The organism is Terriglobia bacterium (assembly GCA_020073205.1).
Taxonomy (GTDB): domain Bacteria; phylum Acidobacteriota; class Polarisedimenticolia; order Polarisedimenticolales; family JAIQFR01; genus JAIQFR01.
The window spans coordinates 22,848-33,438 of sequence record JAIQFR010000044.1 but is presented as its reverse complement, the minus strand read 5'-3'; the positions used below and the strand labels follow the sequence as shown (position 1 = coordinate 33,438).

Sequence of the window (10,591 nt, the reverse complement as noted above, 5' to 3'; positions counted from 1 at the left end):
AACTACGGGGGCCCACAAGCCCGCCTCGGCGCCCATGCCGTGGAGGAGGACAAGCGTCGGACCTCGCCCTTCTTCAAGATAATGAACCTGCCCAGTAGCAATGGTGACGGTCGGCACGTTTTTGATCGCGCGGAGGATGCGGATCGGGTCCTCGCGAAACCGGACCTCCGGGTCGCCGATCGTGCGGACCAGCCGGCGCCTGAGGTCGGAGAGACCGTCGGCGTGGTCGAGCACGTTGCAGGAGCCCACGTCGTAGAGCAGCGCGTTGATCGTGAAGTCGCGCCGCAACGCGTCCTCCTCCACGCTGCCGAACACGTTGTCCTCGCGGATCAGGAGGTCCTTGCGCCCGGGCTCGGCGCCGCCTTCCGCCTCGTCCCCGTCGTACGCCCGGAACGTGGCGACCTCGATGATCTTCCCGTTCTGGAAGTAGACGTGCGCGAGACGGAAGCGCCGCCCGATGATCCGGCAATTGCTGAACAGGCGCTTGATCTGTCGCGGCGTGGCCGACGTGCCGATGTCGAAGTCCTTCGGCCGGCGGCCGAGAAGTAGATCTCGAACGCAACCTCCGACGAGGTAGGCCGCGTGGTCGAATCGGGTGAGCCGCTGGAGGATCCGGACCGCGTCCTGATCCAGCTCGGCGGGCTCGATGCGATGGTGGACGACGCGCGGCCCGTGCCGGATGGGAACCGGCGCGGGCGGGCTCGCCTCCGCGACGGGAGGAGCCGGCGCCGCCGGCGGCTCCGGCACGTCGGCACCTTGAGCCTCCCTCGTGCGGGGTGCCTTCGGGCTGCGTTTCAACAGATCGCGGATTCGCCTCAGCATCGTCTTCGGTGTCTTCGGTCGCGGGCCCGTTGACCTCGTCGACCCACGCGCACCACTATATCAGGCGCGCGCGCAGGGGGCGCCGCCCTCGTCCGTCGAACGGCGCCGAAGCGGCCACGGGCGGAGCTTCCGGGCTAGAATGCACGCGTGCGCCGCTCGCGGACAAGGATCGCCGCTCTCCTCGCCGTCGTCGCGCTGGCGCCCTGCGCGGCGGCAGCCGGGGGCCCCGGTCCTGTCGACGGCCCACCGAATGCGCGGCCGCCGGCCGGGGACCGCGCCTCGACCCCGCCGCCTGCCGACTCCGGCAGGAAGCCGAAGGACGAGAAACCCAAGCCCCAGGCACCTTGGACCCTCCCCGAGGACCTGCGCTCCCGGCTCGCCCACACCGCGGATCTCTACAGGGAGTACGCCCTCCGCTTCACCTGCATGGAGACGGTCCGCCTCGCGCGTTACGACGCCGACGCGGAGGCGTCCAACGAGTCGGTGAGGCGTTACGCGTACCTCCTCGAGCGGGAAGCCGACGGCGAGACGCTCCACGAGGTCCGGCAGAAGGTCAAGGAGGACGGCACCCCCCACGGCGGCGAGGTGCGCGACGAGGAGCCCTTCCCGCCGGCGTACGCCTGGGTGCAGCTGTTCAGCCGGTTCGACCAATCGTTCTTCGCCTACCGGGACCAGGGGGAGCGGGTCGAGGGGTACGACTGGGTGCGCGAGATTGAGTTCCGCGGCGCGCTCCCGTTCACGGACGGCAAGGACATCCGGCAGTGGGAGGGGACCGTCCTGGTGGATGCCGTCACCCTCACCCCCCTGGAGATCCACGCGCAGCCGACCGGGCAGGATGCGCGGGTCCGCGCGCTCTACGACCGATGGTCGCAGGCGTTCAACATCATCGGGCTCCACATGGCGCCGCGACCGCTGCTCTACGGGGCCTTCGTGCAGTTCGGCCTGCGGACCGCGGGGCTGAGTTTCCCGACGGAGCTGCGCTACGACACGCGGATCGCCGTCTCGGCGAAGCGGTCGGCCCCGCGCCAAGCCTCGTCCCGCCGATACGAGGGGTACCAGTTCTTCAAGACCGCGACGACGGAAACCTCGGGCGCCGTGCTCTCCAAGTAGCCGCTCGGCGATCGCTCAGTGGGTCGCGGGCGCCGTGCCTCCCGCCTGCGCGGTCGGCGGCGGCTCGGGGGGCGGCTCGAGCTCCTTATCCGTGATCGAGACCTTCGCCTTCGAGCGGAGGAGCGAGATCTGTCCCTGGAGCGTCTGCCCCTTCAGTCTCGACGTGATGTTCTCGGTGAGCTTCTCCTTCACTTCGTCCCAGGGGAGCTGCCGCTCCGGCCGCCGCTCGAGGACCTTGATGACGTTGAACCCCCGCGGGGTCTCGAAGACAGGCGAGATCTGCCCGATCGGGAGCGAGAACGCGGGCTCCTCGAACTGCGGAAACGTCATGCCGCGCGGGACGAAGCCCAGGTCTCCACCATTGGCGGCGCTCGGATCCTGGGAGTACCGTCCCGCGACCTTCCCGAAATCCTCGCCCGCCTTCGCCTTGGCGTAGGCCTCCTCGGCGCGCTTCCTCGCCTCTTCCTTTTTCGCCGGAGGGTCCGAGGGTTCGAACGTCGCGAGGATCTCGAGGACGTGGGCTTCCTCGGACCCCTTGAACTTGTCCTTGTTGCTGTCGTACACCTTGCGCACGGCGGCCGGGTCCACCTTCACGTCCTGGGTCTTGGACCGCGCCCACCCTTCGGCGAGGAGCTGGGTCTCGAGGTCCGCGCGGATCTGCTCCTCGGTGACCTTCGACGCGGCCAGCGACTTGCGGTAATCCTCCTCGCTCGGGAAGCGCGACCTCTGTTCGCGAATTCGGTCCTCGAGGGCCTTCGGGTCGACCTTCTGTCCCACGGCCTTGGCGGCGTGGGCCATCAGATCGCTGTTGATCAGCGACTGGAGCGACATCCGCAGCAGGTCGGTCTCCTGCTCCGGCGGGATCGTGGTCCCGCGCTGTTCGAGCCGCATCCGGTACGCGGAGGCGAGCCCGTAGACCTGTCGCACCGTGATGGGCCGGCCGTCCACCGTCGCCACGACGATCGACGGATCCCTCTGCGGATGGGATGGCGAAGCGACGGGCGGGACCGTGGGCGCGCCGGTGCTTGGGGGCAGGGAGGAGCCGGTCTGCCGGGCCGCCGGGGTCCCCGGCGCCGCGGGGGCCTCCGTCTTGGACCCGCCGCAGCCCGAAGCGAGCGCGAGCGAGCCCAGGAGGGCCAGGCCGACGGCGAGCCTAAGCGATTGGGACCCTGTTCGAACCATGCTGCCTCCCGGCGGGGACGCCCCCGCGAGTCGTCTCGGGACGATCGACGCCCCGAACACGCCATTGTAGAGGGGCGGACGAGGCGCATCAACCCGTGCCGCGCATGCTACGATGCGATCCGGCCGGGAAAGCGCGGAATCGCCACGCGGAGCGAGGGAGGCGCCGTGAAGAAAAGCGGCGAGGACGACCGATTTCCCGAGGACGACCTGCCCGCCGAGGTCGCGCTGCCGGTCGAGGACCGGCTCGACCTCCACTCCTTCCTGCCGCGCGAGGTCGGGTCGGTCGTGGGATCGTATCTCGACGCAGCCCTGGAGGCGGGCTTCGAGGAGGTCCGGCTCATCCACGGCCGTGGGATCGGCGTGCAGCGCGACGTCGTCCGAGCGGTCCTATCGCGTCATCCGGGGGTCGCCGGGTTCGACGACGCCCCTCCGGAGCGCGGAGGCTGGGGGGCGACGGTGGTCCGCCTTCATCGGCGCGACCGGGTCGATTGACGGGCCGAGCGGCGCGCCGGACAATGGAGCGGGAGGCCACGACGATGTCCGCCACGCTCGATGTCCTCTGCCCCTGCTGCGGGAACAGGATGAAAGTCGACGCCGCCACGGGTGAGATCCTCGCCGAGGAGCGCCCCGTCTCCAAGCCGTCGAAGAGCTTCGAGCAGGCGATGACGGAGGTGAACACCGGCGCGCAGAAGCGCGAGGAAGCGTTCTCGAAGGCCGCCGACCGCACCCGCAACCAGCAGGACCTGCTCGACCGCAAGTTCGAGGAGGCGCGCAAGAAGGCGGCGGACGAGAAGGGCCGCCCGCCGAGCATCTTCGATCTGGAGTAGCGCTCCGCGCCACAAGATGTATATTGCGCGCCGATGATGAGGACACGACGACCGATCGCGGCCCTGCTCCTCCTGGTCCCCCTCCTCCTCGCATTCCAGGCGGCGGCCGCGACCCGAGCGCCTCGCCCCACCCGTCATGCGAAGCCCAAGCGACCTGCGCTGGACATGGTCTGGCACGTGGAGACGATCTCCGGCGACGTCGTCGACTCCCGCGCGGCCGACGATCCGATCAACCCGGCGTCGGTGGTCAAGGTGGCGACGTCGTGGTGGGCGCTGGACAAGCTCGGCCCCGATCATCGGTTCGAGACGCGCTTCAGGACCCGCGGAACGCTCGACCCCGAGAAGGGGATCCTCGACGGCGACCTCGTGGTCGAGGGCGGCGGCGACCCCGACTTCCAGGCGGAGAACGCGTTCCTGGCCGGCGCAGCGCTGAACCGTCTCGGCGTGAGACGGGTCACCGGCGCCCTGGTCGTCAACCACAGGTTCTGGATGGGATGGGAGGACGGGTCGGCCGGAATGGAGCGAGATCCCGACCGGCGAGCGACCTTGATGGGGACGCGTCTCAAGCTCGCCCTCGAATCCAAGAGTTGGAACCGTCCGACGCGGGCCGCGTGGTGGGAGTTCGCCATCCGCCGCGGCCTTCCCGCAGGGCAGCCGCCGCGCGTCTCCATCGCCAAGGGCGTGCGGGTCGACGACGGGACCGACGGCGCCGAGGTCGCGGTCGTCCACCGGTCGAAGCCGCTGGCCGACACGCTCCGCCGGTTCAACTGCTTCTCGAACAACGATATCGAAAGGGTCGGGGCCGCGCTCGGACCCGCGGAGGAGCTGGCGCAACGGCTCGGGGAGGCGATCGGCGCCGCCCCGGATCTCGTCCACCTCGAGACGACCTCGGGGCTCGGCGAGAACCGGATCACGCCCCGCCTCGTCGTCCGCATGATGCGCGAGTTCCGCCGGACGGGCGACCGGGTCGGTCGGGGCGTCGAATCGCTGCTGCCAGTCGCGGGCTGCGATCCCGGCACCGTGACCCGGTTCTTTCCGCTGCTCTCCGAAGGGCCGAACGCGACCGCGCTCGTCGCCAAGACCGGCACCCTCACCGCTACGGACGGCGGGGTCTCCGTGCTCGCGGGCTTCCTGAACACCGCGCAGGGCGAGGTGGTGTTCTGCCTCGCAGCGCCCCGGGCGGCCGGGCGGGTCAGGCGGGCGCGGAATCAAGAGCAGCGATGGCTCCTCGACCTTCTCGCGAGCCGGGGAGGCCCTTCGCCCCGCACGTGCGCCCCGCCCCTCCCCGCGGCGGACGCGGACGCGGACGTGGTCCTTTCGGTGCTCCCTGCGGGCGCGGCCGCGCCGGAGGGAGGAACGCCAGGGGCGCGCGCCCTCGCGGCGCGAGCGCGGGGGGTTGCCGCGCGGCGGTGAGGGCGCGGGCCGCTAGACCTCTCGCTTGTGCCACCACTCCCGGAAGAGACGGCACTTCCCTTCCCCGTCGAGGGTGACCGCCGCAATCCCGTCGAGGTGAACGCGCTTGCCCGAGGGGATCCTGCGGAACGACGCCCACCAGTGCGCGAACCCGGTCTCCCCGGCCGCCGCCAGCACCTCGAATTCGAAACGGACGTTCTCCTGCGTGCGGGGGATGTGCTCCCAGTACGCGCGAACGGTCGCCCGGCCGCGCAACGGGTCGCGATACGGCGCCTCCTGGTAGACCGCGAACTCGGCGAAGAGCGAGGCCGCGAGCTCGGGGTCCCGCGTCTCCCAGGCCCGCTTGTAGTCGTTCATCCAGGAGCGGAACTCGTCGGGGGTCATGCGGTGAGACTAATGCCGGTCCCTCGGGAGGACAAGCGGCGCCGTGGTCATCGGTCCTGGCTCGAAACGCTCGTCCGGGCCGTCCGTGGGAGCTTCCGTCGAGCCCCGCTCCGCGGGGCGGCAGCCCGGGGCCATTCAGGTCGAGACGCCGGCCCTCGGGAGCACGAAGCGGTTCAACACGAACCAGCCGGCGAAGACCGCGATCATCAGGACGATCTCACCGAAGCGTTCCATCAATGCACCGCCTCCAGGCCCGACACCAGGATACGCAGGCAAGGCTCGACCTCGCAACGGCCGGCGAGCGACCGGAGCGCCTCCACGATGCGGGACGCGGCGTCGTCCGGCACCGGGGTCACGAACATCTCCGCCTCCCAGCGAGGCCACCGTCCGTGCTCGGCGGCGGCGCCCGGCTTGACCCCCGCGCCTCCCGGGAGGTGGAAGAACCCCTCGACCCCCGCGCGGACGAGGGCCTCCTGGACCGCGGTGGAGAGATCGGCGCTGCAGAAGATCGTGACCTGCTTCATCCCCGTCAAGGCGCTTCCTCCTCGCGAGCTCCGGCCGGCGCCGGGACGCGTCGCCGCATCATCATGAAGTACAGGAGCGGGATCACGACGAGGGTCAACGCCGTGGAGACGAGCACGCCGCTCATCAGGGCGACCGCGAGTCCCTGGAAGATCGGGTCGAGGACCATCACGACGCCTCCGACGACGACCGCGGCCCCCGTGAGCGCGATCGGCCGGAACCTCACCGCCCCGGCCTCGAGCACCGCCTCGTGGAGGGAGAGCCCTCTCTCGAGGGACAGCTCGATGAAATCCACCAGCAGGATCGAATTCCGGACGATGATGCCCGCCAGCGCGATCATTCCGATCATCGAGGTGGCGGTGAAGAACACCCCGGTCAGCGCGTGGCCGGGCAGGATCCCGACCAGGGTCAGCGGGATCGGGGCCATGATCAGGAGCGGCACCGCGAACGACCGGAACCAGGCGACCACGAGGATGTAGATCAGGATCAAAACGGCGCCGAACGCGACTCCCAGGTCGCGGAACACCTCGTAGGTGATCCTCCACTCGCCGTCCCACACCACCGCCTCGTGGTCTCCCCTCCGCGGATCGTCCACCATCCGCTCGTCCACCGCGTAGCCTCCCGGAACGGTGATCGCCCGGATCCGATCGGACATCTTCAGGATCGCGTAAGCGGGCGACTCCTCCGTGCCCGCGACGTCGCCGATCACGTAGGTGACCGGCCGGCCGTTCTTCCGGTAGAGGAACGGCGAGGTCGTTCCGCTCTCGAGCCGGCTGACCTCCTGGAGCGGAACGGTCGTTCCGGCGGCGGAGAGGAGCCTCAGGCCGCCCAGCTCCCTTGCGCTGGAGCGGTCCGCGAGGGGAAGGCGGACCGTGATCGGCACCGGCTCCCGCTCGCCGCCGGGGTGCGCCACGGCAGGGGAGAGCCCGTCCACCGCGAGGCGCAACGTCATCGCCACCTGCTCGGGCTCGATCCCCGAGAGCGCGGCCCGATCGCGGTCCACGACGAATCGCGCCTTGGGCTGCGGTGCCTCGACGTACCAATCGGTGTCCACGACGCCGGGGGTGGCGTCGAAGACCGCGAGGACCTTCCGCGCGACCTCCTGCCTCACCGCGGGATCGGGACCGTACACCTCGGCCACGAGGGTCGAGAGGACCGGCGGGCCGGGCGGGATCTCGGCGACCTTCACGCGCACTCCGCGGCGCCGAGCGATTTCGGCCACGAGCGGTCGGATCCGACCGGCGATGGCATGGCTGGAATCCCTGCGCTCCCGCTTGGGCAGGAGGTTGACCTGAAGGTCGGCCTTGTTCGGCTGGCGCCGCGCGAAGTAGTGGCGGACGAGACCGTTGAAGTTGAACGGCGCCGAGGTCCCCGCGTACACCTGGACATCGCGGACCTCGGGCTCGGTCCCGATCCGGTCCGCCATCTCCTGCGCCGCGGCCAGCGTCGCCTCGAGGGTCGTTCCCTCCGGGGCATCCACGATGACCTGCATCTCGCTCTTGTTGTCGAACGGCAGCATCTTGACGGTCACGAGCTTCAACGGGACGAGGGCCAGGGACAGGAGGAGGAGCAGGGAGACGCAGAGGAGCATTCCCCAGCGGTACGCGGGGCGGCGGAGGAGCGGCTCCATCAGTCGCCGGTACGCCCGGGCGCCGATGCCCTCGGGGGACGCGTGCTTTCCGCCACGGTTGGCGGATTCCCCGCGGAGCATCCTGAACGCGAGCCACGGCGACACGACGAACGCCACCAGGAGCGAGATCAGCATGGCGAACGACGCGCCGACCGGGATCGGTCTCATGTAGGGCCCCATGAGGCCGGTCACGAACGCCATCGGGAGGATCGCCGCGATCACCGTGAACGTGGCGAGGATCGTCGGGTTACCGACCTCGTCCACCGCGAACACCGCCGCCTGGAGGGGCGGCAGCTTGCGGAGCGCCATGTGGCGATGGATGTTCTCGACGACCACGATGGCGTCGTCCACGAGGATCCCGATGGAGAAGATCAGCGCGAACAGGGTCACCCGGTTCAGGGTGTACCCGGAGACGTAGTAGATCAGCAGGGTGAGCGCCAGCGTCACCGGGACCGCTACGGCCACCACCACCGCCTCCCTCAGGCCCAGCGCCAGCGCCATCAGCGCCACGACGGAGATCGTGGCGAGGAGGAGGTGGAAGATCAGCTCGCTCGACTTCTCCTGCGCCGTCTCGCCGTAATTCCGCGTGACGGTCATCGTGACGTCGGCCGGGAGCAAACGCCCGCGCACCGCCTCGATCCGCCGGAGCACCGCGTCGGCGACGACCGTCGCGTTCGCCCCACGCGTCTTGGAGACGGCGAGGGTGACCGCCGGGACGGTGGGCCTCCCCGCCTCGGCGTGGAACACGTAGCTCCTCGGCTCCTCGGGGCCGTCCGACACGCGCGCGACGTCCCCGAGGCGGACCGCGCGCCCCATCGGCGCGGCGACCACCACGGCGCCGACGTCGTCGGCCCCGGCGAGGAAATCGCCGGTTTCGACCACGGTCTCGCGTCCCTCCGCCCCGAAGCTCCCGGCGGGCAGCGACGCCCCGGCTTTCTCGAGGGCCATGAAGACCGCCGCGGGGGCGAGGCCGCGCGAGGCCAGCCGCTCCGGGTCCGGCTCGACCCGGATCTCCCTCCGGAGCCCGCCGAGGAGAGACGTCGCGGCGACGTTCGATACCGCGCGGGCCTGTTCCTCGATCTCCGACGCCATTCTCCGCAGCGCGAGCGGATCGTAGCGACCGGACGAGAACGTCAGCGCGAGGATCGGGACGTCGTCGATGGACCGGGGGGTGATCGAGGGTGCGAGCGCCCCGGCGGGCAGGGAGGGGATCGCGTTGGCCACCTTGTCCCGCACGCCGACCAGCGCGCGGGACGGGTCGGAGTTGACGAAGAACCGCGCGATCACCATCGCGCCGGACGGTCGCGACGTGGAGTACACGTACTCGACCTCCGGGATCTCTCGGAGGGCACGCTCCAGCGGGACCGCGACGAGGCGCTCGACCTCCGCCGCTTCGGCGCCGGGCCACGGCGCGAGGACGTCGATCATCGGCACCACGATCTGCGGCTCCTCCTCGCGTGGCGTCGCGACGACGGCGAGGACGCCGAGAGCGAGCGCCGCCGCGACGAGGAGCGGCGTCAGCTTGTTGTCGATGAACGCCCGGGCAATTCGGCCGGACGCTCCGACGCCCGCCATCACCGCGCCTCGATCCGGCGCCCGTCCTCGAGGCCGGCCGGAGGGTCCGTCACGATCCTCTCCCCGGCCGAGAGCCCGGTCAGGATCTCGGACCGGCCGCCTCGCGTCTCGCCGAGGGTCACCCATCGGAGACGCGCCACCTCCCGCGGTTCCACCACGAACACGCCGGTCAGCGGGCCGCGCCGGACCAGCGCCGTGTCGGGGACCGCGACCGCCTTCCCCTCCTCGCCAGGGAGGCGCATGCGCGCGAACATCCCGGACCGGAGCGCGCCGTCGGAGTTGTCGAGCAGCGCCCGGACCGCGCGGGTCCGGCTCCTGGGGTCGGCCGCCGGCAGGATCTCGGACAGCGTGGCCCTCCTCACCCCGCCTCCCGCCGCGTCCACCTCGATCTCCACCGGATCTCCGATGCGGCGGCCCACGAGCGCCGTCTCCGGGACCTGCGCCTCCACCTTCATCCTCGAGGTGTCCTCCACCACGAACAGCGGCATGCCGGGTGCCGCGGTGTCGCCCTCCTCGACGCGCCTCTCCACGACGACGCCGTCGAACGGCGCCGCGACCGCCGAGTAGGCCACGTACATCCGCGCCGTCGCGACGCCCTCTTCCGCAGCCTTGAGGCTCGCGGCGGCCGCTTCGTACCCCGCGGTCGCGTCGTCCAGGTTCTTCTGCGTCGCGGCCTGCTTCGCGAGGAGCCGCTCCATCCGCTCCTTCATGAGCCGCGCGTTGCGTTCCATGGCCGACGCGGCGGCGACGCTCGCCTCGGCCTGCTGGAGCCGCGCGGTGACCTCCCGGCTCTCGACCCGAGCGAGGACCTCGCCGGAGCGGACCCGGTCGCCCTCCCGGCGAAGGACCCGATCCACGCGCCCCATCAGGATCGTCCCCGGCGTCGCGCGCCGCAGCGGGTCGACGCCGGCGGCGACCGCGAGCGTCCGGGTCCACGGGACCTTGAGGACGGCGGCGGCCTTCGCCGCGAGGGGAGCGGCGCTCTCCGTTCGTGCCGTCCCGCTCCCTCCGCCGCACGCCAGGGCCAAGATCGCCGCGAGAATCGGCGCCCCCGCCGCGGCCCGCGCCGGCCTCCCCTTCGACACGCGCGCCTTTCCAGTTCCGTTCCGCCTCATCGGGTCCCTCG

General features: G+C 71.1%; 10 protein-coding genes. 4 read left to right on the top strand and 6 right to left on the bottom strand.

Features of this window, described 5'->3' with window-relative positions; all coding sequences use genetic code 11:
- On the bottom strand, positions 1-822 hold an 822-nt coding region (locus LAO51_10990; GenBank protein ID MBZ5639263.1), incomplete at its 3' end, for a hypothetical protein.
- 147 nt (positions 823-969) lie between these two features.
- On the opposite strand from LAO51_10990, the gene LAO51_10985 reads away from it, so the two are divergent.
- Positions 970-1,932, top strand: a complete 963-nt coding sequence (locus LAO51_10985; protein ID MBZ5639262.1) for a hypothetical protein — start codon at positions 970-972, stop codon at positions 1,930-1,932.
- A 15-nt stretch (positions 1,933-1,947) separates the two neighbouring features.
- Here LAO51_10985 and LAO51_10980 read toward each other — a convergent pair whose 3' ends face one another.
- Positions 1,948-2,889, bottom strand: coding sequence for a peptidylprolyl isomerase (locus LAO51_10980; protein ID MBZ5639261.1), 942 nt, complete (start codon positions 2,887-2,889; stop codon positions 1,948-1,950).
- 24 nt (positions 2,890-2,913) lie between these two features.
- Here LAO51_10980 and LAO51_10975 point away from each other — a divergent pair, with 24 nt between their 5' ends.
- From LAO51_10975 to LAO51_10965, 3 genes are read left to right on the top strand one after another with little or no spacing between them, the layout of a single operon-like run.
- Positions 2,914-3,606, top strand: coding sequence for a Smr/MutS family protein (locus LAO51_10975; GenBank protein ID MBZ5639260.1), 693 nt, complete (start codon positions 2,914-2,916; stop codon positions 3,604-3,606).
- A gap of 44 nt (positions 3,607-3,650) precedes the next feature.
- Positions 3,651-3,941, top strand: coding sequence for a hypothetical protein (locus tag LAO51_10970; protein ID MBZ5639259.1), 291 nt, complete (start codon positions 3,651-3,653; stop codon positions 3,939-3,941).
- Between the two features lie 36 nt (positions 3,942-3,977).
- Entirely contained in the window at positions 3,978-5,354 is a 1,377-nt protein-coding gene (locus LAO51_10965; protein MBZ5639258.1) for a D-alanyl-D-alanine carboxypeptidase, read from the top strand.
- Positions 5,355-5,366: 12 nt separating this feature from the next.
- Here LAO51_10965 and LAO51_10960 read toward each other — a convergent pair whose 3' ends face one another.
- The 4 genes from LAO51_10960 to LAO51_10945 all read right to left on the bottom strand — a co-directional run bounded on the left by LAO51_10960 (position 5,367) and on the right by LAO51_10945 (position 10,580).
- On the bottom strand, positions 5,367-5,738 hold the full coding sequence (locus LAO51_10960) for a nuclear transport factor 2 family protein (GenBank protein MBZ5639257.1): 372 nt from the start codon (positions 5,736-5,738) through the stop codon (positions 5,367-5,369).
- A gap of 233 nt (positions 5,739-5,971) precedes the next feature.
- On the bottom strand, positions 5,972-6,271 hold the full coding sequence (locus LAO51_10955; GenBank protein ID MBZ5639256.1) for a hypothetical protein: 300 nt from the start codon (positions 6,269-6,271) through the stop codon (positions 5,972-5,974).
- Complete coding sequence (locus LAO51_10950) at positions 6,268-9,465, bottom strand: efflux RND transporter permease subunit (GenBank protein ID MBZ5639255.1); 3,198 nt, start codon at positions 9,463-9,465, stop codon at positions 6,268-6,270. The genes LAO51_10955 and LAO51_10950 overlap by 4 nt, the downstream gene beginning before the upstream one ends.
- Positions 9,465-10,580 (bottom strand): efflux RND transporter periplasmic adaptor subunit, encoded by a 1,116-nt coding sequence (locus tag LAO51_10945; protein MBZ5639254.1) that lies wholly within the window; start codon positions 10,578-10,580, stop codon positions 9,465-9,467. The genes LAO51_10950 and LAO51_10945 overlap by 1 nt, the downstream gene beginning before the upstream one ends.
- Between the last annotated feature and the right edge of the window lie 11 nt (positions 10,581-10,591).

Coding starts and splice junctions, on each gene's coding strand:
- LAO51_10975 (MBZ5639260.1), top strand. CDS start 2,914: ATGGGATGGCGAAGCGACGGGCGGGACCGTGGGCGCGCCGGTGCTTGG.
- LAO51_10965 (MBZ5639258.1), top strand. CDS start 3,978: ATGAGGACACGACGACCGATCGCGGCCCTGCTCCTCCTGGTCCCCCTC.
- LAO51_10970 (MBZ5639259.1), top strand. CDS start 3,651: ATGTCCGCCACGCTCGATGTCCTCTGCCCCTGCTGCGGGAACAGGATG.
- LAO51_10960 (MBZ5639257.1), bottom strand. CDS start 5,738: ATGACCCCCGACGAGTTCCGCTCCTGGATGAACGACTACAAGCGGGCC.
- LAO51_10945 (MBZ5639254.1), bottom strand. CDS start 10,580: ATGAGGCGGAACGGAACTGGAAAGGCGCGCGTGTCGAAGGGGAGGCCG.
- LAO51_10950 (MBZ5639255.1), bottom strand. CDS start 9,465: ATGGCGGGCGTCGGAGCGTCCGGCCGAATTGCCCGGGCGTTCATCGAC.